Below are 24,762 nucleotides of genomic sequence, written 5' to 3'. Positions count from 1 at the left end.
CGTTGTCGTCCTTGTGTTGGTGCTCAATACGCCTGCCCGATACTCACATAGACCTGGAACGCGCTGTCCTTGTCCCTCCGGTTCAGCGGGAAGGCCAGGTCCAGGCGGATGGGGCCGAAATCCAGGTAGTAGCGCAGCCCCAGACCCGCTCCCCAGAGGAAATCGTCCTGGAATTGGAGTTCCGTTTCGCTGAACACCTGTCCGCCGTCCAGAAAGGCCACCAGACCGATGTTGTTCTCCAGGCGCAGCCGCAGTTCCGTGCCCACCTCCACCATGCTCTTGCCCCCCACGATCTTGCCGTCCACCTCCGGTCCGATGGACTGGTAAGCGTAGCCGCGGACCGAGCCGCCTCCGCCGGCGTAGAAACGTTGATCAGGGGGGAGGTTCATGTTGGTTTCGCCGGTAATCGACCCCAGGGCCCCCCGTCCGGCCAGGACCAGGCGGTCTTCGGCCAGGATGGGCAGATAGGCGCTGAGGGAGCCGGACAGCTTGAAGAAGGTCGTGTTCCATTCCAGCGTGTCCAGAAACGGTTCGGCCCGGAGCTGGACCCGCCAGCCCCTGGCCGGGTTGAGCACGTTGTCGCGCATGTCCCAGGTCAGCTCGCCCGGGGTGGAGATCAGGCCGTAGGTCTCGGTTTTTCCGAGCTGGGTAACTTCCGAGTACCGGAAGGTGGCCCCGAGGCCCACGGACCAGAAGCGGTCCAGCCGGCGATTGATCATGGCCCCGGCCGCGGCCTCCTTTTTTTCCAGGGCGTCGGTTGTTTCCTGGCCGATATTGCCCTGGATGGTCAGGGACTGGGACGGGTCGGGAAACTCCGGTACCTGGAATTCGCCTTCGAGCATTTGCCGTTTTTCGGCCAAGTGGAGTCGGGTGCGAAATTGTTCGCCGCTTCCGAGGATGTTGCGATGCTCCCATTCCAGGGCCGTGCCGAATCCCGTGTCGGTTTCGTAAGCCACCCCGGCCTTGACGGTTCGGGGGACGCGCTCCACCACGGAAATGGTGACGGGCAGCTCGTTGTTCCCGAGGTCGTTGTACACGGATGTCTCGGGGATCGATCCCGGATGGGAGACGTCCACCATGGTGAACAGGCCGGTCTGCATCAGCGTGGCGCGCAGCCTTTGCAGTTGGGAAGACCGGAACGGCTGGTTCTCGGACCAGGGAACCTGGTCCAAAATGTAGCGCGGCGAGACCCGCTCTTCGCCTTCCACGATCACCGGGCCGAACCGGGCCGAAGGACCGGGGTTGAAGGTGTAGAATACGGAAAGGGTTTGGGATTCATGGTCCACTTGAACTTCCCGGAGCGCGACCCAGGGAAAGGGGTGGCCGTTTTCGCGCAGGAACTCGCGGAACATGTCCTTGCCCCCGCTGATTTCCGGCGCTCTGGCCCGGCTGCCCAGGGCGAGGCCCGCAGTGGCCGGACCGGGAGGAGGAAAGCCGAACCCCTCTTCGGAATCCGGGCCGTCGAAATGCACGGCCTTCAGCAGATAGGCAGGCCCTGGCTGGACCTGAAAAACAATCCGGGGCGGCGAAGCGTGCGGATCGACATGGGCCTCGACCCGTCCGTCGTAGTAGCCTTCGGAGCGCAGGGCGCGAAGCAGGTTGGGGATGTCGGCCCGGGCGCGGCGCTGGAACATCTGGTCCGTGGCCGGTATGCGCTCGCGCAGGGCGTGGGATTCGGACACCGAGCGCAGGACGTCCCGAAGACCGGAGTCCAGGTCGCCTTCGAACACCACCTGATACGCGTCCGTGCCGAACAAGGTCTGGTGCAGGGTCTCCGGGACGAGGGCCCGCAGGTTGTCGAACTGGGCCTGGGCCGGCCTGGTCGATGCGACCAAGCCGGCCAGCAGCAGGGCGAAAACGAGAAGTCGCGGCAATCGGCGGCTACGATCGAACGGTGCGCAGGGCCTCAAAGCCGTCTCCCTGATGCACGGTGAGTTGGGTGAAGGGGATGATCCAGCCACGTTCGTTGCAGACCCGGACGCAGGATTGCTGGATGATCCGGCCCACGGCCCAGTAGGAGCCGGCTGTTTTGCCGTTCATCATCACGTAGATCAGATAGTCCAGGGATGAGGCCCCGGCTTCCTTGAAATCCACCAACACGGATTCGAGGCCGTCGTTGAACGAGGCCTTCAGGGCATCCGTCACCGCGGTCTCGAAGATGCCCGGCACCTCTTCCAGGCAGATGGCCTGATGCTGGTAGTCGATGCCGAAGGTCACGGCGTAGCCGAAGCCGTCGCGGGTCAGGTTGCGCGGCGAGGATCCGAGGAAGGAGCCCGTGGAAAAGGTGCGCACGGATCCGACGTGCTTGATCTGAACCACCTCCGGCGTCTGGAGCAGCACCTGCCCGTAGGTGCCGTCGGAAAGCATCACGTAGTCGTCCTTGCGTGTCGGAAACCAGGGTTCCTCCGGGTCGTCCGGGCGGGATATCCGGCTGGCCAGATCGCCCAGGGGCACGCGCAGCACGCCGCCTTGCAGCTCCGGATTGTACAAGGTCGAGTACATGTTCAGGTTTTTGACCTCCCAAGGAATTCCGTTCAGGAAAATCCGCTCCCCTTCCCGGACCGGCCCCATATCCAGCAACATCCGGACCTCGGTCATGAACTTGGGTAGGTAGGTCCTGGACCCCACGGCAACCAGGACGAGAATGATCATGGCCAGGCCCAGAAGCAGCCAGTCTCCGGAAACGTAGAGCACCAGGAGCAGGGCGCACAGGGCGAGGATGACGGAAATCGCCTGATAGCCCACGGAGAACAGTTTGGCGTGGGGCTTGCGTTTCAGGACGACCGCATCGTCCTCCTTCCGGCGGGCGACCTTGGGCAGGGTCTGAAGCAGGAACCAGACCCCGGCGGTGACCAGGACCGCCAGGATCAGGATCAGGCCGCGGCCCTGGACAAAGGAAAGCATGCCCTGGTGGAGCATGTCCCAGAAGGTTTTCTGCTCGTCCCGCAGTTCCTGGAGTTGGAGCTGTTGCAGGTTGATTTCCAGTTCCAGGTCCGACTTGCGTTGCAGCCAGGATTTTTCCAGGGCCAGCAAACGGTCGAGCAAGTGCTCGTCCTGAACTCCGGCGCTGACGTTGACGATGTTGGCCAGGGCCCGGTTGACCACGTTCAGCCTGGCCTGATCCTGGGATATTTCACGGTTGATCCGCTCGATGTTGCGCGGGGTTTCCGTGAATTGATTGAGCTGATCCAGAAAAGGCTTGATGATTTCGAAAAGTTCTTGCTGCCAATTAAAATCTCTTTCCGGTTCGTGGCGAAAGATGGAGCTGTCCACTCCGCCGGTGGCCACGGATTCGAAGGTGGCCCTGGAAGCCTGGATCAAGCGCTCCAGTTCGACGATTCCCGCTTCCATCTCCGCGCGTTCCGAGGCGGTTTGCGCGTCGGCCATTTGTTGGCGCATGACGTCCAGGTGTTGGCGGCGGTCCTGAATGGACTGGGCGATATTAGCCAGTTGCGACCGGACGGAGTCAAGACGGGCTTCCAGGTCCTGGGCCGGACCGTCGGGGGCCGTGGCGACCGTAAGGTCGGGTGCCGGGGCGGGGTTTTGTTGGGCGAACAGCGCGGCCTGCGGAACGCAGACAAGGGCCAGTGCGAAAAACAGGGCCAGGAACGGACGGTGAAATGAATAAAGAGAAGGGAAGGAGCGCATGCATCTCTCCAGGGACGTTTGAGCCGAGGCGGCGCAAAGCCGTCGGCATCAGTGATATGGCTTTCCTATTTTGATGCGACGGTGATCGCGGTATCCGGTCGCTGTGAAGGAAAGCTTGAACATGGTCATGGAAGGGAGTAGATAGGCCGGGCAATCAGGACGGTTGACGCGACATTCAATATCCTTATTTCTTATCCCATCAAGACTTTCCTTGCAACCACCTCCATCTTTCTCCCCCCGAGGCGGGGATTCGCACATGCAAAAGACGACGCATTTCTTGTTTTCATTCGTCCGGCTGATTCTGCTGGCTTTGCTGATTCTGGCCGGTCTGGCTCCGCTCTCCGGCTGTTCCCCCTCGTCCGGCGAAGAACCCCGAGGAGAGTCTGGGGAACCGGCCCCTCCGCGTCGGGTCAACGTGGTGATTCAGGAGATCGTGCCGCAAGAGATTCGAGACGCGGTCGTGCTGCCCGGTTCGGCGGACCCCTGGCTGAGCGTGGCCTTGGCCGCGGAGACCGCCGGCAGGGTTGAAAAGCTCTCCGTGCGCGAGGGCGATCACGTCCGGCCCGGTCAGGTCATCGCCCAGGTCGACGTCACGGCCCTGGGCGCGGGCATGGCCAGGGCACGGGCGGCCTTCGAGCTGTTCGAGGACCAGCTGCGACGGCGGGAACGATTGTTCCAGGATCAGATTATTTCCGAGGAGGAACTGGACCAGATCCGCAGCGAGAAGGTTCAGGCCAGGGAGGCGTTGCGTCAGGCTGAAATCGAGTACGACCGTGGTTTGGTCCGGACTCCAAGCTCCGGTCGGGTGAACGATCTGTTGATCGAGGTCGGCGAGTTCGTGGACCGCGGCCAGGTGGTCGTCGAACTGGTGGACATTGATAAGATCAAGGTCCAGGTCCAGGTTCCGGAAATGGATGTCCGCTTTCTGGAGGTGGGCCTGCCCGTGCTGGTGATGGTGGATGCTTTTCAGGGCCAGGAGTTTCCGGGCGTCATCGACTTCATCGCCTTTCGGGGCGACCAAGCCACCAAGACCTTCCGCACCCAGGTGGTCATGGACAATCCCGAGGGCCGGATTCGTCCGGGGATGATCGCCCGGGTGCTCTTTCTGCGCCGGATCATCCCCGACGCCCTGGCCATCCCGCTGTCCGCACTGATCGACCGGGGCGGGGAGCGCCTGGTCTACGTGGAAGAAGACGGCCTGGCCCGGGCCCGCCAGGTGGAGATCGGGGTCATCGAACGCGACCGCATCCAGATCACCAGCGGCCTGCACCCCGGCGACCGCCTGATCGTGGCCGGGCACCGCGAAGTGGATGAAGGTACGGCGGTGGTGGTGCGATGATCGTCAACACATGGGCCTTGCGCCGCCAGGCCACGGTCCTGACCTTGCTGGTGTTCCTGGTGATCATCGGCGTGTATTCCTATCTGACTTTGCCGCGGGAGGCCTTCCCGGACATCACCATTCCGTACGTGTTCGTGACCACGACCTATGAGGGCGTGGCGCCGGAGGACATGGAGACGTTGATCACCATGCCCATTGAGCGCAAGCTCAAGGGGTTGTCCGGGGTGGAGGAGATTCGGGCCAGTTCGTCCGAGGGGTTGTCCACGGTGGCGGTGAAGTTCATTCCCTCGGTGGACATCGACGATGCCTTGCAGAAGGTCCGGGTCAAGGTGGACGAGGCCAAAGCGGACCTGCCTTCGGACCTGGAAGACGACCCGGTGGTGGCGGAGGTCAATTTTTCGGACATCCCGGTGATCCGGGTGGTTCTCTCAGGCCCGTACTCCCTGGCCCGGCTGAAGACCTGGGCCGAGGATCTCAAGGACGAGATCGATACCATCCCCGGGGTGCTCAACGTCCTGGAAAGCGGCGGGCTGGATCGGGAAATCCGGGTGGAGTTCGACCTGGACCGCATCCGGGCCTACAACGTGCCCTTTTCCAGCATGATCCAGGCCGTGACCCAGAGCAACGTGAACATGCCCGGCGGGAGTATGGACATCGGCGAGACCCGTTATCTGGTGCGGGTTCCCGAGGATTTCAAACACCCGGCGGATATTTTTTCCATCGTGGCCTTTGTCCGCGACGGACGACCCGTTTACCTCCGCGACGTGGCCCGGATTGAGGACACCCACAAGGACCCCCTGACCCGCAGCCGGATTAACGGGCGGCCCAGTGTGACCCTTTCGGTGCAAAAGCGTAGCGGGGAGAACATCGTCCGGATCTGTGACGAGGTCCGGGCCATGGTGGACCGGCTCAGGCCGGATCTGCCGCCGGACCTGGTCCTGGACATCACCTCGGACATGTCCGAGGATGTCAGGTTCATGGTCTCCGAGCTGGAGAATAACATTCTTTCCGGCTTGATTCTGGTGCTCGCCGTGATCGTGGCCTTCATCGGCGGACGTTCGGCCGTGTTCGTGGCCCTGGCCATCCCGTATTCCATGTTCATCGGCTTCGCCCTGCTCTCCGGGTTCGGGATCACCCTGAACATGGTGGTGCTCTTTTCCCTGATCCTGGCCCTGGGCATGCTCGTGGACAACGGCATCGTCGTGGTGGAGAACATCTATCGCCACATGCAGCAGGGCCGGCCCCGGGCCGTCGCGGCCCGGATCGGCACGGATCAGGTGGCCTGGCCAGTGATCACGGCCACCTTGACCACCCTGTCCGCGTTCATCCCGCTGCTGTTCTGGCCGGGCATCGTGGGTGAGTTCATGATGTTCCTGCCCAAGACCCTGATCATGGTTCTCTCTGCTTCCCTGTTCGTGGCCCTGGTGGTCAACCCGGTGCTTTCCGCCCGGTACCAGGTCGTCAGGCCGGCCAAGCCCCGACAAAGCGAGGATATGGAAAACCTCGACCAGGAAGAGGTCCATGAGCCCTGGATCAAGCGACTCTACCTCCGTCTTCTGTCTTGGTCCCTGCGCCATCGGCTGGTGGTTCTGGGAACGACCGTGCTGATGCTGGTCGCGGCCATGGTCGGTTTCGGGACCTGGGGCAAGGGGGTGGAGTTCTTCCCGGAGACCGACCCGAACCGGGCCTACGTGCATATCCGCGCTCCGGAAGGCACCAGCCTGGACGCCTCGGACCGGCTGGTGGCCCAGGTGGAAGACATTGTCATGGAATACCCGGACATCAAGTTTGTGATCGGGAACATCGGTTCCGCCGGGGGCGATCCCTTCGCCGCGGGCGGACCGGGAACGCACCTGAGCCGGGTGGCCCTGGACTTCGTGGATTTCCACGATCGCGCCCAGTCTTCCACCAAGACCCTGGACGATATTCGCGAACGCCTTCTGGCGACCATTGCCGGGGCCGAGGTCCAGGTGGAAAAGGAAGAAGGGGGGCCGCCCACCGGGCCGCCGGTAAACATGGAGATTTCCGGGCGGGACATCCGGGTCCTGGGCGAACTGTCGGCCCAGGTTCGCCGGACTATTCGGGATATCCCCGGACTGGTGGACCTGAAGGACAATTTCGTTCAGGGCAAGCCGGAGATCCGAATCAACATCGACAAGGAAAAAGCAGCGTTGATGGAGCTGGACGCCTACACCATCGCCTATACGGTCAAGGCGGCCATCGGCGGGGTGCGGGTGGGGGTGTTGCGCGACGACCGGGACGAGTACGACATCACGGCCCGGCTTCCGGAGGAGGCCCGAAACTCCCTGGAGTCCCTGAAGCGACTGACCATTTCCGGGCCCCAGGGCGAGCCCATCCCGCTGACCAGCGTGGCCGAAGTGGAACTGGGCAGCGGCGTGGGGGACATCATGCGCCTGAACCAGCGCCGGGTGGTCACGATTTCGGCCTCGGTCTCCGGGCGCCTGGCCAACGACGTGCTGGAGGACATCGAGCGGCTTCTGGCCGGTTTTGAATGGCCTCGGGGGTATTCCTACCAGTTCACCGGAGAGCAGGAGGAGCAGGCCAAAGCCCAGGAGTTCCTGAGCAAGGCCTTTGTGGCGGTGATCTTCCTGATCTTCCTGATCCTGATCACCCAGTTCAATTCCATCATCCCCGGGCTGATCATCCTGGCCGCGGTGCTCTTCTCCCTGATCGGCGTGTTCTTCGGGCTGTTGGTCACGGGTACGGCCTTCGGGATCATCATGACCGGGATCGGCGTGATCAGCCTGGCCGGAGTGGTGGTGAACAACGCCATCGTGCTTATCGACTACTACATGCAGCTTTTGGGGCGGGGCATGGAACGCACCGAAGCCCTGCTCCGAGCCGGGATGGTTCGGTTCCGACCGGTGATGCTCACGGCCGTCACCACCATCCTCGGCCTGATGCCCATGGCCACCGGCGTCAGTTTCGACTTTAAGAGCCTGACCTGGAGCATCGGCGGCGAGTCGGCCCAATGGTGGGGCCCAATGGCCGTGGCCGTGGTCTTCGGCCTGGCCGTGGCCACGCTGTTGACGTTGATCGTGGTGCCCGTGCTCTGCTCCCTGTCCAAAAGCCTCCCGGGAACGGCCCTGGGGTTGCATGGGGGCAAGGACCGGGAGCCGGCGTGACGCCGACGGTGCCTGGCACGTCCGGTGTGTCCGGTATCTTCCACATTGGATGTTGAGCAACCAATTTAGAACATGATTGCATAACTTTTTCCGGCATGGCATGGTTGATTCCCGATCTTTTCGATCGGTTTGGCCGTCTCAAACGCGGAGCAGGCCCGCCATGCCTCCCTCTTCCTCTCCGTCTTCCTCTCTCGGCGCGGACCATGTCGGCGCCTTTCTCCTTTCGTCGATGTTCATTCGCGGGGGCGACTCTCAAACCGCCTTTATCCGTCACGTGAGAGCCCATTTCAAAGATCAAGGGACAACGACATGAATCCGCAAGCTATACTTTCCTCTTTGACCTTGAACCGGCTGGCCCTGACGGCAGCGATCATCTGGCTCGCCGTGCTGGCGGCCTCCCTGGCCTGGAATTGGCCTCACGGCGGCCATGCCGCGCTGGTTCTGACGCATCTGCTGCTTGGCGTCCTGGGCTTGGCGGGCCTGAGGATCGGTGGGCGGCTGTTGCGCCGGAGCGATATGCGGCTTCGGGAGAGTGAGGCGTTGCTGAGCAGGTCGCAGCGCCTCGCCCAACTCGGCAGTTGGACGCTTGATTTGAACACCACCCAATTGACTTGGTCGGACGAAGTCTACCGCATATTCGGCTGCGAGCCCCAGGAGTTTGCAGCCACCTATGAAGCCTTTCTTGATTTCGTGCACCCTGACGATCGGGCGGCCGTGGACGAAGCTTATTCAGGATCGTTGCGGGAAGGAAGGGATAGTTACGAGATCGAACACCGGGTTGTTCGCAAAGATACAGGCGAGGTTCGCCATGTCCAAGAGCGTTGTGTTCACGAACGCGGTGTTACCGGAAGCATCATTCGATCCATCGGCATGGTTCATGACATCACCGACCGCAAGCGGGCCGAGGAACGGTTCCGTATGTTGTCCAGGGCCGTGGAGCAAAGTCCCGCCAGCATCGTCCTGACCGACCTGGAAGGCACGATCGAGTACGTCAATCCGGCGTTCTCCAAAGTTACGGGCTACGCTTTGGAGGAGGTGATCGGCCAGAACCCGAGGGTGTTGAAGTCTTCGGACAAGAGTCCGGAGGAATATCGGGGAATGTGGGAGGCTCTGACTTCGGGCAAGGAGTGGCGCGGCGAGTTCAAGAACATCCGGAAAAACGGCGAAGTCTATTGGGAATCCGCTTCCATCTCGCCGATCTTCGACGAGCGGGGTCGGACCACCCACTACATCGCGGTGAAGGAAGACATCACCAGTCGCAAACGGATCGAACAGCAAACGGAAATCCGGCTCAGGCTGGTATCCTCTTCCTTCGATCACACATTGGCCGAATTGATGGTCAAGGCACTGGACGAAGTTGAACGGTTTCTGAACAGCTCCATCAGTTTCCTGCATTTCGTGGAACCGAATCAAAAGACCCTGTCCTTGCAGCAGTGGTCCACGGCGACGAAGGAACGTTTCTGCAATGCGCCTGGCCAAGGTCTGCACTACGACATCGACCGGGCCGGGGTCTGGGTGGAGTGCGTCCGGGAGCGCAAGGGAGTGGTCCACAACGACTACGCCTCCCTGCCGCACAAGAAAGGGTTGCCGGACGGCCATGCCGAGGTGGTTCGGGAAATGGTCGTTCCCGTGATGCGCCATGATGCGGTGGCGGCCATCATGGGCGTGGGCAACAAGCCCGTGGACTACACCCGGGAGGATTTGGACGCCTTGATATTTTTGGCCGACGTGACCTGGGAAGTCATTGCCCGCAAGCAGGCCGAGGATAAATTGCACCAGATGGTCGATGAGATGGAACTGAAGAATCAGGAACTGGACGCGGCCCTGATCAAGGCGGAGGCGGCTACTCGGGCCAAAAGCGAATTTCTGGCCAATATGAGCCACGAGATTCGCACCCCGATGAACGGCGTGATCGGCATGACCGAACTGCTTTTGGATACAGGTCTGACCGAAGAGCAGCGCCGCTATACCGAAACCATCCAGACCAGCGGCGCGGCCCTTCTGAGCCTGATCAACGACATTTTGGATTATTCCAAGATTGAGGCCGGGCGGGTCAGCATGGAGCTGCTGGACTTCGACTTGCAAAACCTGATGGACGACATCGCTTCCGTCATGGCTCTGCGAGCCCACGAGAAAGGCCTGGAATTCATCTCCTCCATCCATCCCGACGCCCCCACCCTTCTTCGCGGCGACCCCGGAAGACTGCGCCAGATTTTGACGAACCTGATCGGAAATGCGGTGAAGTTTACGGAGAGGGGGGAAGTTGTGGTGATGGTGGAGAGGCAGGAAGGAAATGCTGGAATGCTGGAATGCTGGGATGCTGGAATTGATGAAATGACTGATGGAATACCGGATGGTGGCGTAGGGGCGAAAAATCTTTCGCCCAACGATGTCACGCCAAACGCAACACACCCCGACCCTACCACGTATCCAACCGTGAACCGTGAACCCTTGGACCGTGAACCGATGAACCCTGAACCCCGGACCGTGAAGCTGCGCTTCACGGTCCGGGACACCGGCATCGGCATCCCCAAGGACAAGATCGATCTGCTTTTCGACAAGTTTAGCCAAGTGGATGCGTCCATTACCAGGAAGTTCGGGGGCACCGGGCTGGGATTGGCCATTTCCAGGCAATTGGTGGAAATGATGGGCGGAGAAATAGGGTTGAGCAGCATGCCGGGTCAGGGTTCGGAGTTCTGGTTCACGGCCCGGTTCGGTGTTCAAGAGGCGACGGACGAGGCTCTGCCCGAGGCCGTGGAGAATCTGACGGGGCTGCATGTTCTCGTGGTGGACGATAACGCCACCAACCGGGAAATCCTTATGAAGCAGTTTACGGCCTGGGGGATGCGGCCCCAGGCCGTCGAGGGCGGGGAAGAGGCCCTGCGGGCCGCGGCTGAGGCCCATGACCGGGCCGATCCATACGATCTGGCCATTGTGGACTTTCAGATGCCGGGCATGGACGGCGGGAGTCTGGGGCGGCTGCTCAAGGCCGATCCACGGTTTCGGCCCATCCCTCTGGTCATGCTCACGTCTCTGGGGCGGCCCGGTGATGCCCGCCTGTTCGCGGACCTGGGCTTTGCCGCCTACCTGAACAAACCGGTGCGCCAATCCGAGATGTACGACACTCTGGCCCTGGTCATGGCCGACACGGGAGAGCGATCTGCCTCCAAGCCGATCATCACCCGCCATTTGGCGCGGGAAATCCAGCGCCGCCAGGCAGCCTGTCCGCGTTTCATCGGCCGGGTCCTCGTGGTCGAGGACAACCCCGTGAACCAACAGGTGGCCCTGGGCATGCTCAGGAAATTCGGCCTTCATGTCGATACCGTTTCCAACGGCCTCCACGCCCTCCACGCCCTGCAAACCACCCCCTACGACCTGGTGCTCATGGACGTGATGATGCCGGAGATGGATGGGTTGGAGGCGACGAGAAGGATAAGAATTCAGGAGTCAGGAGTCAGAAGTCAGGAGTCGGAAGACAAAGGACAGAGTTCCGATCCTCAGGCCTCAGGTTTCAGCCCTCATCCCTCCCGGCGAACGCCGGTGATCGCCATGACCGCCGGGGCCATGCCGGAGGATCGGGAGCTGTGTTTCGAGGCCGGTATGGATGATTTCGTGGCCAAGCCGGTGAACCCGGATGAATTGGCCCGGGTGCTGGGAAGGTGGCTGGGAAGAGAGAGAAGTCAGGAGTCAGGAGTCAGAAGTCGGGAGGGGAAAGAAGGGGGTGGCGAGCGGGAGGCAAAGGAACGGACAGGGGAGGGCGCGGCTCCGCCCGTGTTCGACCGCGTCGCGTTTCTGGATCGTTGCATGGGGGATGAGGACCTGGTTCGGGATGTGCTGAAGTTGTCCCTGGAAAACATGCCCCGGCACATCCGGGAACTCCAGACGGCCCTGGATGCCGCCGACGCCCAAGCCGCCCGTATGCAGGCCCATACCATCAAGGGCATGGCCGCCAATCTGAGCGCGGAGGCCCTGCGGGCACTGGCCAAGGAAATGGAAGACGCGGCCGAAGGGAGGGACTTGGATGCGGTTGCGGCGAGGATGGGAGCGTTGGTGGAAGGATTTGAGGAATTGCGCATGGTGTTGGTATAGGGGGAAAGATGTCCACTTTTGTGAAGGATTTTACGGAGGCCTTGCTGGCTGTGGACAAGCAGGCGGCCCGGGAAGTTTTGGCCCGCGCCCAGGCCATGGGCCTTTCGGCGGGTGATGTTGAATCCACCGTGGTGCAGGCCCTGGAAATCATCGGCAAGGAGTGGGAGACCGGTGAGGCGGCGCTTTCCCAGGTCTATATGAGCGGGAAAATCTGCGAGGAACTGATGGCGGGCGTGATGGCCCACAAAGAAGGCGCGGCGAAAATTCCGGGGCGTTGCGCCATCGCCGTGCTCAACGATCACCACATGCTGGGCAAGCGGATTGTTCTCTCGTCGTTGCGCCTTGCGGGATTCGACATTGATGACTGGGGTCGCATGGAGATCGACCCGTTGGCCACGGACGCGGTTGACCATGAACTTGATGCGTTGCTGGTGTCCACGTTGATGCTTCCCTCGGCTCTGGCCGTCAAGGACTTGAAAAAGCGTCTTCAGGAGCTGGGGTTCAGGGGAAAGCTCTTGGTGGGCGGCGCGCCGTATCGTCTGGACAAGCAGCTCTGGAAAGAGGTCGGCGCGGATGCCACCGCCGGCAATGCCAGGGAGTCCATTCAGGTATTAACCACCCTACTCGGAGGTCGTTCATGAGCCCCATGACATCCATGCAGCGGGTGCTGACGGCCCTCTCACACCGGGAACCGGATCGCGTCCCCCTGTTTTTATTGCTCACAATGCACGGCGCCAAAGAGATGGGATTGGGAATCCGGGAATATTTCAACACCGCGAGGAATGTGGTTGAAGGCCAGTTGCGGCTCCGGGAGAAATTCAAACACGACTGCCTGTACACGTTTTTCTACGCCGCGGTTGAGGTGGAGGCTTGGGGCGGCGAAGTCATCTACCGTGATGACGGCCCTCCCAACTCGGGGCAGCCCCTGATCGGCTCACCGGAAAGAATCAGGCAATTGTCCGCACCCGATGTCCGGAACACGCCATGCCTGCGCAAGGTTCTGGACGCCATCGCCGGGCTCAAGGCACAGGTTGGCGACACCGTGCCGATCATCGGGGTTGTCATGTCTCCTTTTTCCCTGCCGGTCATGCAGATGGGCTTTGCTCCCTACCTGGATTTGCTGCATGAGCGGCCGTTGGAATTCGAACGGTTGCTGCTTCTGAACGAGGCCTTCTGCGTCGAGTGGGCCAATGCCCAATTGGACGCCGGCGCCACCGCGATTTGCTATTTCGATCCGATGTCTTCACCGACAATGGTTCCCAGAACAAAATATCTGGAAACCGGATTTCCGTGCGCCAAGCGAATGCTGGCGGCCATCAAAGGGCCGGTGGCCATCCATTTTGCTTCAGGGCGTTGCCTGCCCATCGCGGACCTCGTGTCCCGGACCGGCGCGGCAGTGGTTGGCGTCAGCAACGAGGAAGACCTGGCTGAAACAAAGTCGGCCTTCGCCGGAAAGGCAAGCATTCTCGGCAATCTCAATGGCTTGGCCATGCGCGGATGGGATCCGGCCAAGGCTGAGCGCAACGTGCGCCGGGCCGTCGCAAAGGCCGCTGCGGGCGGTGGTTTTCTCCTCGCGGAGAATCACGGAGAAATTCCCTTCCAGGTTCCGGACGATGTGTTGCATGCCATTGGGGAAGCGACCCGGAAGTGGGGCCAGTACCCCATCCGATTGGACATCCATGATTGATACCCTGCATCTGATTTGCTGCGCCAACCTCTCCGAGGAAGTCGCCGCGGTGCTGAACGCCCTCGACGCTCCACCACTTTTTCAGACCCACGTCGTGCCGTGCTTCTGTCACAAGCCGGTCACGCCCACGCTTCCTGAACTGCTCGCTGAATGCGGCCTGGATTTCGAAGCAGCCGGGCGCGGCATACTTTTACTTGGAAGGCCTGGGGCCCTGACCGCCGGGTTGACCGAGCCGTATCCCCATCTCCGGACACGTGCCCACGGGCAGTGCCTTGAGCTGATCATCCCCCCGAAACTCCTGGCGCATCTTCAGGCCCACGGAGCGTTCACGGTCTCCGCCGGCTGGCTTGCAAACTGGGAGCAGGTGATGCGGGACTGGAAGGCGGACGCGCCGACAGCCCGGATGATGTTCCAGGAATCAGCAAGGGAAGTCGTGCTGTTGGACACGTTCGGAAGGCCCGAAGACAAGGCGCGACTCCATGCGTTTGCCGGATACGTCGGCCTGCCCGCGGTGGTTCTTCCTGTCGGCCTGGACTACCTGAAATCCTGCATTGGGCAGGAGCTGGACCGGTGGAAGCTGGAAAAAGCGGCCAAGGAGCATGCGCGCAGCAAGCGATCGACCAGCGAGTATCTCATGGTCATGGATATGATCAGGGAGCTGACCCAGTCGCTTAACGAGGAGGACACCAGGAAGAAAATCGTGGCTATCCTGGAAATGCTGTTTGCACCGCGTCGAGTGCGGTTGCTGGCCCCGGATCAGATGACCGTGGAAATGCAGCCCACTCCTCATCAGCGTTACTGGAACGACTCCCTGAGAGGTTTTTCCATCCCGATTGTTCATCAAGGCCGGATACTGTGCGGCGTGCAGTGCGAGTGTCTGCAATTTCCTGAGCATAAGGACCGATACGAGCAATTGCTCATCCTGCTGGTGGACATCTTCGGTCTTGCCCTCAACAACGCGCGCATCCACGAGGAATTGAGGCAAAAAGCCGAAGAAATGGCGAAATTGCAAAAAATGGCCGAGGTCGCGAATCAGGCCAAAAGCGAATTCCTGGCCAATATGAGCCACGAGATCCGAACCCCCATGAACGGGGTGATCGGGATGACCGGACTGCTCATGGATACGGATCTGACCGACGAGCAGCGCCGCTACGCTCAAATCGTGCAAGCCAGTGCTGAAGCTTTGTTGACGATCATCAACGATATCCTGGACTTTTCGAAAATCGAAGCCGGTCGGCTGGATATCGAGAACATCCATTTTGACCTGGAGGCCATGCTCAAGGGCTTCATGGGTATGATGACCGTCAGGGCGGATGAAAAGAATCTGAAACTGATCTGGACCATAGCCCCGGACGTCCCCACCCACCTCCGTGGAGACCCCGGACGCTTGCGCCAGATATTGATCAATCTGGTGGGCAACGCGGTGAAGTTTACGGAGCAGGGCGAGGTCGTGGTGAGGGTTGAAGAGGTCGGGGAAGGGGTTCACGGTTCACGGTTCAACGGTTCAGCGGTTGAAGAAACGGCGGTTGACGGTGCTGATGCAGGGGCGCACCGCGGTGCGCCCGGCGGCGTCGCGCCCAATGCACCCTCTCCCGACACCACCACGGCCCCAACCGTGAACCGTGAACCGTTGAACCGTGAACCCTTCGACCGTGAACCCCGGACAGTGAAGCTCCGCTTCACTGTCCGGGACACCGGCATCGGCATCCCCGAGGGCAATATCGATCAACTCTTTGACAAGTTCAGCCAGGTTGATGCTTCCATAACCCGTCGATTCGGGGGGACCGGTCTGGGGTTGGCCATATCCCGGCAACTGGTGGAAATGATGGGCGGCCGGATCGGCGTCCACAGCGTGGCCGGCCAGGGCTCCACCTTCTGGTTCACGGTCTGCTTGGACCTGGCAAATCAAGAAGACAAGGGGTGCTTTGACGACGAAGGTCTCCACCCTGTCCCATGCGAACCTCTTCATTTCGGCCGCACCATCGCGCGCATCCTCCTGGCCGAGGACAACCTCGTGAACCAGCAGGTGGCCCTGGGCATGCTCAAGAAATTGGGCCTGCATGCCGATATCGTATCCAACGGCCGCGAAGCCCTCCACGCCCTGCAAACCATTCCCTACGATTTGGTGCTCATGGATGTGCAGATGCCGGAGATGGATGGGCTTGCCGCGACAAGGGAGATCAGAAGATTAGAGAATGATGCAGGGATTCTGGAATGCTGGGATGCTGGAATTGAAATCCTCAGCACGGATACCGGTACTTCAGCGTCAATATATTCCAAAATTCCAGCATCCCAGCATTCCAGAATCCCCATCATCGCCATGACCGCCGGGGTTCTGCCGCGGGATCGGGAGCAGTGCTTTGAGGCCGGGATGGATGATTTCGTGGCCAAGCCGGTGAATCCGGAAGAGTTGGCCCGGGTGCTGGGGAGGTGGCTGGGAAGAGAGAGAAGTCAGGAGTCAGGAGTCAGAAGTCAGGAGGAGAAAGAAGGAAGTTGCGAGCGGGAGGCGAGGGAGCGGACAGAGGAGGATGTGGCCCTGCCCGTGTTCGACCGCGGCGCGTTTCTGGATCGGTGCATGGGGGATGAGGACCTGGTTCGGGATGTGCTGAAGTTGTTTCTGGACAACATGCCCCAACGCATCCAGGAACTTCAGGCGGCCCTGGACGCTGGCGACGCCCCCGCGGTCCGCATGGCGGCGCACACCATCAAGGGCATGGCCGCGAATACCGGCGCGGAGGCCTTGGGAAACCTTGCCGAGGCGATGGAACTCGCGGCCATGGCCGAGGACCTGAAGGCGGTTCGGGAATGGATGGACGAGTTGGAGGACCGGTTTGTACGAGTGAAAGCGGCGATTGGCTAGCGGCGACAATCTCAACCGAAGGAGAAGACCGATGAAGAACATCAAACTGGGTGTGAAACTGGTCGGCGGGTTTGTCGCCGTGGCCCTGATCGTGTTCGTGGTGGGGGCGTTTGGCTGGTGGGAGGCGCGGAAGCTGGGGGGGCATGTCAATGAAATCGGGCAGGTTCGTTTGCCGAGCATTGAATCGTTGCTGGAAGTGGAACTGGCCATCGAGGAAATGCTGGTCGCCCAGCGCACGCTGATGGTCGAGTTCTTGGACATGGAGCAGCGGCAGCGCCAACTCGGGCATTTTAATGAGGCCCGGGCGGAATTGCACAGGAAGTGGGAGTATTTCAAGACCCTTCCGGCCACGGCCGAGGAGGACCGGCTTACGGCGCAGATCGAACGGGAACTGGCCGACTGGGAGGCGCGGAATACCGAATGGCTGGAGCTGATGCGGGAATTTCATGCCCTGGGGATTCTCGATCCCGGCAATCTGATGGAAAATTTACAGCTGTTTCGGGGTGACCACTATCAGGTCGAGGTGCGGGCGGCCAACAGCATTTTTGACCAGGAGGAGTTTTCCGGCGGGGATGATCCCACGGCCTGTAATTTCGGGCGCTGGCTGAGCGAGGTGCGCTTTGAAAATCCGCAACTGGTCAGCATTCTCCGGGAGATGCAGGCCCCGCATAACCGCTTTCACCAGACTGTGGGCCAGCTCCAACAGGCTGTCCGGACCGGCAATCTGACCGAGGCACAACGCTTGTTCCAGTACGTGCTGCAGCCCGCGGCCGAGGAAGTCTTCCGGTTCTTTCACCAGTTGATTGAAATGGCCGAAGAGGTCAACGCCCTGCGGGATCGGAGCAACACCCTGGTCATGGGGCCAATCTACGCGGAGGCCCGGGATGTCATGGAAATGCTCGATCAGCTTGTGCACATCAACGAGGATATCGCCGGTGAGGCCGTGGTTGAGGCCGCGGCCGACGCGGCCATGGCCCAGATTGTGGCCATTGCCGGGATCGTCATTGGCGTGATTCTGGCCCTGGCCCTGGGCACCCTGCTGACCATGGCCATCACCCGACCCGTGAACAAGGGGGTGCGGTTCTCCGAAGACCTTTCCGAAGGCGATCTGGACGCTCATCTGGACGTGGATCAGAAGGACGAGATCGGTGTCCTGGGCAGGGCCATGCAGGACATGCAGGCCAAGCTCCGGGAGATCGTTGGCGAGGTGAAGGCGGCTTCGGAGAACGTGGCGTCGGGCAGCGAGCAGCTTTCAGCTTCGGCCGAGCAGATGTCCCAGGGGGCCACGGAGCAGGCCGCGGCTGTGGAAGAGGTCTCTTCGAGCATGGAAGAGATGACCGCGAACATCCGTCAGAACGCGGATAACGCGGCCCAGACCGAGAAGATCGCCCTGCAGGCGGCCAAGGACGCCCAGGAAGGCGGGCAGGCCGTGTCCCAGACCGTGACGGCCATGAAGCAGATCGCGGAAAAGATATCCATCATCGAGGAAATCGCCCGGCAGACCAATTTGCTGGCCCTGAACGCGGCCATTGAGGCGGCCCGGGCCGGAGACGCGGGCAAGGGCTTCGCGGTCGTGGCCGCCGAAGTGCGCAAGCTGGCCGAGCGCAGCGGCTCCGCGGCCACGGAGATCAGCGAACTGTCCAGGTCCAGCGTGCAGGTGGCCGAGCAGGCCGGGGAAATGCTGGTCAAGATCGTTCCGGATATCCAGCGTACCGCGGAATTGATCCAGGAGATCAACGCCGCCAGCCGGGAGCAGAGCATCGGCGTGGAGCAGATCAACAAGGCCATCCAGCAACTGGACCAGGTCATCCAGCAAAACGCCTCGGCAGCCGAAGAAATGGCCTCCACTTCCGAGGAACTCTCCAGCCAGGCCGAGGAACTCCAGGCCACCATGGCCTTCTTCAAGATGAGTGGGTCCGGATCAGGGTCGAGGAAACAACAGCAGCGCAAGCCCCAACCCGGCAACCTCATGGTCCCGGCCCGCAAGGCCGTCCCGGCGAAAACGCAGAACCAAGGCGGCCTGGCCCTGGATATGGGTGGGGATGATGAGTTTGAGAAGTTCTGAGTGAGAGGTTCACGGGGTAATTTGTAGGGGCGCACCTGTGTGTGCGTCCCATCCGGATTAACGCGATAGATCGCATGGACGATATTTGCACGGGCGGTCAGGCATCACATAATTATTGAACAATGCAGGAACGGTCGGCCACCCGCAAGGGCGGACACATAGGTCCGCCCCTACCGCGTCTCGTGATTCCATCTCCGCTGAACCGCTGAACCCTTTCATCCTTTCCGGAGGAAACATGGATGACAAATTGAGTACGACACTCCGACAATACCTGACCTTTACCCTGGACAAGGAACTCTACGCCATGGACATCGCCAAGGTCCGGGAGGTGCTGGAGTACACGGAGATCACCCGTGTGCCCCGGACGCCGGAGTTTCTGCGCGGTGTGATCAATGTGCGGGGGCGGGCCGTGCCCGTGGTGGACATGCGGCTGAAGTTCGGCATGAGCCGGACCGAGCCCACGGTGAACACCTGCATTATCATCAGCGAGGTGGAACTGGACGGGGAGGCCACGGTTCTGGGGGCCTTGGCCGATTCGGTTCAGGAGGTCTTCGACCTGGAGCCGGATCAGATCGAGCCGGCCCCCCGGCTGGGCGCCCGGATCAATTCCGAGTTCATCGAAGGCATGGGCAAACAGGGTGAGGATTTCATCATCATCCTGAACATCGACAAGGTCTTTTCCGCCGAGGAACTGTCCGTGGTCATGAATACCGGGGACAAGGAGGCGCTTGCGGCGTAGGACAATCTCCGGGCATACAAAAACACTTATCAGGGGCGACCTGCCGGTCGCTCCTGTCCTCTACACTCTTGTTTCCCGATGGGAGCCGATCATGCCGCCAACGCCATCCACTGATACCGCCATCCGTCCGGGTTTTTCGCCTCAGGACATCCTGGATCACGCCCCCATCGGCATTTTCACCTCCACGCCCGAGGGGCGGTTCCTCTCCGTCAATCCGGCCTTTGCCCGGATGTATGGCTACGAGTCCCCGCGGGCCGTCATTGAATCCTTCACGGATATCGCCAGGCAGCTCTATGTCGATTCGGAAGATCGGGATAATTTTGTGCGACAGTTGGAGAGCACCGGGGAGGTGGTCAATCAGGAATGCCGGATGCGGCGACGGGACGGCACGGTTTTCTGGGTGTCCAGGAATGCCCGCGCGGTGCGGGATGAGGATGGCCGGGTCGTTGCCTATCAGGGGTTTACAATGGATGTTACGGAGCGGAAACAGGCCGAGGCCAGGGCCTTGAGCAACGCCAACTTCCTGAATTCGCTCCTGGAGACCGTCCCGATCGCCGTGTTCCACAAGGGCAGGGAGGGGCGCTATCAAGGGTTCAACAAGTCGTTTGAGGATTTTTTCGGAACGAGCAGGGAGGCCCTGATCGGCAAATCCGTTTTCGACATCAACCCGCCTGCTCTTGCGCAAATCTACCATGCCAAGGATCTGGAGCTGTTCGAGAACCCTGGAACCCAGGTTTACGACTCCAAGGTGGAAAATGCCCGGGGCGAAGTGCGGGACGTCATCTTTCACAAGGCTGCCCTGACCGACGAGCACGGGGTTGTTACCGGCCTTGTCGGCGCTGTCCTGGATGTGACCGAGCGCAAACGGGCCGAGCAGGAGCTACGGGAGAGCGAGGAACGCTTTTATGTTCTTTTCAAGGAAAACCCTGATCCGCTCACCATATGGCGCTTGGACGACAGCCTGTACGACGCCAACGATGCGGCGTGTCGGCTTTTGGGTTACACACGGGAAGAATTGCTGAAAATGAAGTTGCCGGACATCCAGGCACCCTCGGTCCGCGGCCGGGCAGGTTACACCATCCACGAGGAATTGATCATATCGTCCTTTGAAGGGTTGGATCTGCATAAGGACGGCACGGAAATTCCGGTGGAGGTCGTCACCGTCCGGATCCAGTTGCATGGCCAAACGTACGCTCTGTCTGCAACCCGGGACATCACCGAACGGAAGCGAGCGCAATCGGCCCTGGCCCAGGCCAAGGAGCAGGCCGAGGCGGCCAACAAGGCCAAATCCGCGTTCCTGGCCAACATGTCCCACGAAATCCGGACGCCGTTGAACGGGATCATGGGCATGATGCAGCTCTTGCGGACCACTTCTCTCGATCCCGAGCAGGCCGAGCAAGTCGATCTGGCTGTCACCTCGGGCAACCGCCTGACCCGTCTGCTCTCGGATATTCTGGACCTTTCCAGGGTTGAGGCGGGAATGCTGGTCCTGGGAGAAGCGGCATTCCGGGCCCGGGATGTCTGCGATTCCATTGCGGACCTGTTCTCCATTCCAGCCAGAGACAAGGGGATTGCCCTGGAGTGTGTCGTTGATCCCACCGTCCCTGACGGCATCATCGGCGACGAGACCCGGATCCGGCAGGTCCTGTTCAACCTGGTGGGCAATGCCCTGAAGTTCACGGACAACGGTACCGTGCGGCTCGAGGTGACAAGTCTTTCTCCGGCCAAGGGCGGCGATATCCGGCTGATGTGCTTGATCACGGATACGGGCGTCGGCATCCCGGATGACAAGCTGGCGGGCTTGTTCAAGCCCTTTGTCCAGGTGGACGGCTCCTACACCCGCTCCTACCAGGGCGCGGGCCTGGGCCTGGCCATCGTCAAGCGGATCGTGGACCTGATGAACGGGAATATTGCCGTGGAAAGCATCACCGGGCAGGGCACCACCATGCATGTGGTCCTGCCCTTCAAACTGCCGGACGCCTTGAAGCCGACCACGCATCAGTGTGACCCGCCCCCAGCCCACCCAGCCCGTTCCCTGCGCATCCTCCTGGCCGAAGACGACCCCTCCAACGCCCTGCCCATCCGCAAATTGCTGGAAAAAGCCGGCCATACCGTCACCCTGGCTGAAAACGGCCATGATGCCGTGGAACTGTTCCAAGCCCAATCCTTTGACTGCATCCTGATGGATATTCAGATGCCGGTGATGGACGGGGTGGATGCGACGAAAATGATCAGGAGTCAGGAGTCAGAAGTCAGGAGTCAGGGGCCGGAAGCTGGAGAGAGCACATTTCCCCTTCAGGTTGCAGGTTTCAGCCCTCAGCCTTCCCGACGAATCCCCATCATCGCCCTGACCGCCTACGCCATGTCCGGGGATCGGGAGAAGTTTTTGGTCGAGGGGATGGATGATTATTTGGCCAAGCCGGTGAGGATGGAGGATTTGGCGAGGGTGCTGGAGAGGGTGACGCGAGGAGGTCGATTATGATCCGCGTCCTTATTGGCGTTCTTGCGGCGATCTGCTGCGGGTTGGCGATGTCCCCGGCTGCCCAGGCCGCCATGCAGCACAAGCAGGTGCTGCTGATCACCTCCTACCATCATGGAGATGCCTGGAACGACGGCATTGTCCAGGGGGTGCGGGATGTTTTGGGGGGCATGGAGCATGTGGACCTGGCTATCGAGCATTTGGATCTGCGGCGGAATGCGGGGGAGGCATATCAACAGTGGGTGACCTCCTTTCTCTGGCGGAAGTACCGTGGCAAGCCCCAGGATTTGCTTATTGTCTCGGACGACGACGCCCTGGATTTCCTGTTCCGGGTCCGTGCGGCACTGTTTCCCCGCGTGCCCGTGGTCTTTGCCGGGGTCAACAGCTTTACCCCGGAGCGTATTGCCGGGCAGTCCAACATTACCGGGGTCAACGAGGAAATCAGCATCGCCCGGAACCTGGAGCTGGCGCTGCGGCTCTTTCCCAAAACCAGCCATATCTTTGCCCTGGTGGACGAGCATTCCGCCGTGGGCCGGGCCAATCTGGGACTGTACCGGGCCGTGACAGACCAGTTCGCCTCCCGGGTGGACTTGCGGGAGCTGCTGGACCTGACGGGCCAGGAGGCTCCGGAGGTGCTGCGGGCCTTGCCCCGGAACAGCCTTGTCCTGCGGTTGAACAACCTCCTGGATGGCCGGGGCGGCTATCTTTCCGTGTCGGAAAGCATGCATATTATTTCTCGTGAATCCCCGGCGCCGGTGCTGACTTTCTGGGATTTCGACATGGGGCTGGGCGCTCTGGGTGGGTTTCTGGTCAGTGCCCGTGAGCAGGGCCGAGCGGCCGGGGAACTGGCGGCCCAGCTCCTTGCCGGCCGGCACCCGGACCACCTGCCGGTGATCATGGAAAGTCCGAACATGCCCATGTTCGATTACCAGCAGATGCGGCGGTTCGGCGTGAAAGTGGCGGATCTGCCCGCTGGCGCTATCGTGATCAACCTGCCCGAGACTTTCTATGCCCGGCACAAGGCGTTGATCTGGCTCGTATCGGCGGTGATCGCCTTCATGGGCGTGTGCATTGCGGCGCTCTTGTCCGTACTGGCAGTGCGCAAGCGTGTTGAGGAGAAGTTGCGGAAAAGCGAGGAAAAGTATCGCCGACTGTTCGAAACCATGACCCAGGGGGTGGTTTATCATGCGGCCGACGGCGCAATCATTTCCGCCAATCCGGCCGCCGAGAAGATTCTTGGGCTCACGTTCGACCAAATGAGCGGAAAGACGTCAATGGATCCGCGCTGGAGGATGATCCTGGAAGACGGTTCAGAAGTCGTGGGCTCGGATCACCCGGCCATGATCGCCCTGAGAACGGGTGAAACCGCGGGACCGGTGACGCGGGGGGTGTTTCATTCAGAAAAAAATGTCCATATTTGGTTGACGATAACCGCTATTCCTTTGTTCCTGCCGGATACATCAAAACCATTTCAAGTTTATGCCATTTTTGAGGACATATCTGATCGGAAATGGGCGGAGGAACAATACCAGACGCTGTTTCGCGAAATGCTGGACGGGTTTGCCCTGCATGAAATCATCTGCAACGAGTCCGGTGAGCCGACGGACTATCGGTTTCTGGCCGTAAACCCTGCTTTCGAAAGGGCCACCGGGCTGCGTGGAGAGGACCTCATCGGCAAAACCGTGCTGGAAGTCCTTCCAGGCACGGAGCGATCCTGGATCGAGATCTTCGGGAGGGTGGCCTTGACCGGGGAGCCTGCGGTCTTTGACAATTATGCCGCTGAACTTCAAAAGCATTTCGTGGTTACGGCATTCAGCCCGACAACCGGTCAGTTCGCTTCCATTTTTTCGGACATCACCGACCGCAAGCAGGCCGAAGCGGCATTGCTGGCGGCCAAGGAGCAGGCCGATGCGGCCAACCAGGCTAAATCCGCGTTTCTGGCCAATATGTCCCACGAAATCCGCACCCCGCTGAACGGGATCATGGGCATGATGCAGCTCCTGGAAACCACGGATCTGGACCCCAATCAGGGCAAATACGTCCAATTGGCCGTCACCTCGGTCAACAGGTTGACCCGCCTGCTCTCGGATATCCTGGACCTGTCCCGGGTCGAGGCAGGGATGATGGCGCTCTACGAAGCCGAATTCGAAGTCAGCGAGCTTGGTCAATCGGTCACGGACCTGTTCACGGTCATGGCCAGGGACAAGGGACTCGAACTGAAATGCGACATTGATCCGGCCATCCCCGCCAAGCTGATCGGAGACGAGGCCCGGAGCCGACAGGTGTTGTTCAATTTGGTGGGCAACGCCCTGAAATTCACCGACAAAGGCTCCGTACGGATACAGATGACGTCTCTCTTCACGCCCGAGGGGCAGGGAATCCGTGTGTCATTCTCGGTCACGGACACGGGCATCGGCATCCCGGAGGAGAAACTGGACGACATGTTCAAGCCCTTTGTCCAGGCGGACGGCTCCTACACCCGCTCGTACCAGGGCGCGGGACTGGGCCTGGCCATCGTGCGTCGATTGGTGGAACTGATGAACGGCAACATCCATGTTGAAAGCACCGTCGGCCAAGGCACCGCCGTGCATGTCGTTCTGCCCTTCAAGGTGCCCTCCAATCTTTCGGACGGCCTGTAGTTGTCGTGAGATGTTGTTGTTCAATCTCCCTGAAAGGATTTCAGAACCCTTTTCAACCAACCAAAGAACCG

The 24,762-nt window shown here is 60.8% G+C and carries 12 protein-coding genes; 10 read left to right on the top strand and 2 right to left on the bottom strand.

What is annotated here, in order from left to right; translation table 11 throughout:
• Positions 1–23: 23 nt before the first annotated feature.
• On the bottom strand, positions 24–1,874 hold the full coding sequence (locus DESLA_RS0108345) for an autotransporter assembly complex protein TamA (protein ID WP_028572099.1): 1,851 nt from the start codon (positions 1,872–1,874) through the stop codon (positions 24–26).
• Positions 1,875–1,881: 7 nt separating this feature from the next.
• Entirely contained in the window at positions 1,882–3,648 is a 1,767-nt protein-coding gene (locus DESLA_RS0108340) for a hypothetical protein (protein ID WP_028572098.1), read from the bottom strand.
• A gap of 256 nt (positions 3,649–3,904) precedes the next feature.
• Between DESLA_RS0108340 and DESLA_RS0108335 the strand changes: the two genes are divergently transcribed.
• From DESLA_RS0108335 to DESLA_RS21650, 10 genes are all read left to right on the top strand, one after another.
• On the top strand, positions 3,905–4,987 hold the full coding sequence (locus DESLA_RS0108335; RefSeq protein ID WP_035261574.1) for an efflux RND transporter periplasmic adaptor subunit: 1,083 nt from the start codon (positions 3,905–3,907) through the stop codon (positions 4,985–4,987).
• Positions 4,984–8,133, top strand: coding sequence for an efflux RND transporter permease subunit (locus DESLA_RS19515; protein ID WP_051434512.1), 3,150 nt, complete (start codon positions 4,984–4,986; stop codon positions 8,131–8,133). The genes DESLA_RS0108335 and DESLA_RS19515 overlap by 4 nt, the downstream gene beginning before the upstream one ends.
• Positions 8,134–8,442: 309 nt before the next feature.
• Positions 8,443–12,222 carry a response regulator gene (locus DESLA_RS21665; RefSeq protein WP_028572096.1) on the top strand — a complete coding sequence of 1,260 codons (3,780 nt, stop codon included), beginning with the start codon at positions 8,443–8,445 and terminating at the stop codon, positions 12,220–12,222.
• A gap of 8 nt (positions 12,223–12,230) precedes the next feature.
• Positions 12,231–12,863 (top strand): cobalamin B12-binding domain-containing protein, encoded by a 633-nt coding sequence (locus DESLA_RS0108320; protein ID WP_028572095.1) that lies wholly within the window; start codon positions 12,231–12,233, stop codon positions 12,861–12,863.
• Positions 12,860–13,909 (top strand): uroporphyrinogen decarboxylase family protein, encoded by a 1,050-nt coding sequence (locus tag DESLA_RS0108315; protein WP_028572094.1) that lies wholly within the window; start codon positions 12,860–12,862, stop codon positions 13,907–13,909. Before DESLA_RS0108320 ends, DESLA_RS0108315 begins: the two co-directional genes overlap by 4 nt.
• Positions 13,902–16,769: an ATP-binding protein gene (locus DESLA_RS23300; RefSeq protein ID WP_051434511.1), complete on the top strand. Its 2,868-nt coding sequence runs from the start codon at positions 13,902–13,904 to the stop codon at positions 16,767–16,769. The genes DESLA_RS0108315 and DESLA_RS23300 overlap by 8 nt, the downstream gene beginning before the upstream one ends.
• Positions 16,770–16,800: 31 nt before the next feature.
• Positions 16,801–18,834, top strand: a complete 2,034-nt coding sequence (locus DESLA_RS0108305) for a methyl-accepting chemotaxis protein (protein ID WP_028572093.1) — start codon at positions 16,801–16,803, stop codon at positions 18,832–18,834.
• 235 nt (positions 18,835–19,069) lie between these two features.
• A complete protein-coding gene (locus tag DESLA_RS0108300) occupies positions 19,070–19,573 on the top strand; it encodes a chemotaxis protein CheW (RefSeq protein WP_028572092.1) in 504 nt (167 codons plus the stop codon).
• 91 nt (positions 19,574–19,664) lie between these two features.
• On the top strand, positions 19,665–22,055 hold the full coding sequence (locus tag DESLA_RS21655; RefSeq protein WP_051434510.1) for a PAS domain S-box protein: 2,391 nt from the start codon (positions 19,665–19,667) through the stop codon (positions 22,053–22,055).
• The gene (locus DESLA_RS21650) at positions 22,052–24,691 is read left to right on the top strand and encodes a sensor histidine kinase (protein ID WP_051434509.1); all 2,640 of its coding nucleotides are present in this window, start codon (positions 22,052–22,054) and stop codon (positions 24,689–24,691) included. The genes DESLA_RS21655 and DESLA_RS21650 overlap by 4 nt, the downstream gene beginning before the upstream one ends.
• Positions 24,692–24,762 lie beyond the last annotated feature (71 nt).

The organism is Desulfonatronum lacustre DSM 10312 (genome assembly GCF_000519265.1).
Taxonomy (GTDB): Bacteria; Desulfobacterota; Desulfovibrionia; order Desulfovibrionales; family Desulfonatronaceae; genus Desulfonatronum; species Desulfonatronum lacustre.
This window is presented reverse-complemented; position numbering and strand designations above follow the sequence as displayed.

Coding starts and splice junctions, on each gene's coding strand:
- DESLA_RS23300 (WP_051434511.1), top strand. CDS start 13,902: ATGATTGATACCCTGCATCTGATTTGCTGCGCCAACCTCTCCGAGGAA.
- DESLA_RS0108315 (WP_028572094.1), top strand. CDS start 12,860: ATGAGCCCCATGACATCCATGCAGCGGGTGCTGACGGCCCTCTCACAC.
- DESLA_RS0108320 (WP_028572095.1), top strand. CDS start 12,231: ATGTCCACTTTTGTGAAGGATTTTACGGAGGCCTTGCTGGCTGTGGAC.
- DESLA_RS0108305 (WP_028572093.1), top strand. CDS start 16,801: ATGAAGAACATCAAACTGGGTGTGAAACTGGTCGGCGGGTTTGTCGCC.
- DESLA_RS0108340 (WP_028572098.1), bottom strand. CDS start 3,648: ATGCGCTCCTTCCCTTCTCTTTATTCATTTCACCGTCCGTTCCTGGCC.
- DESLA_RS0108300 (WP_028572092.1), top strand. CDS start 19,070: ATGGATGACAAATTGAGTACGACACTCCGACAATACCTGACCTTTACC.
- DESLA_RS21665 (WP_028572096.1), top strand. CDS start 8,443: ATGAATCCGCAAGCTATACTTTCCTCTTTGACCTTGAACCGGCTGGCC.
- DESLA_RS21655 (WP_051434510.1), top strand. CDS start 19,665: ATGCCGCCAACGCCATCCACTGATACCGCCATCCGTCCGGGTTTTTCG.
- DESLA_RS21650 (WP_051434509.1), top strand. CDS start 22,052: ATGATCCGCGTCCTTATTGGCGTTCTTGCGGCGATCTGCTGCGGGTTG.
- DESLA_RS19515 (WP_051434512.1), top strand. CDS start 4,984: ATGATCGTCAACACATGGGCCTTGCGCCGCCAGGCCACGGTCCTGACC.
- DESLA_RS0108335 (WP_035261574.1), top strand. CDS start 3,905: ATGCAAAAGACGACGCATTTCTTGTTTTCATTCGTCCGGCTGATTCTG.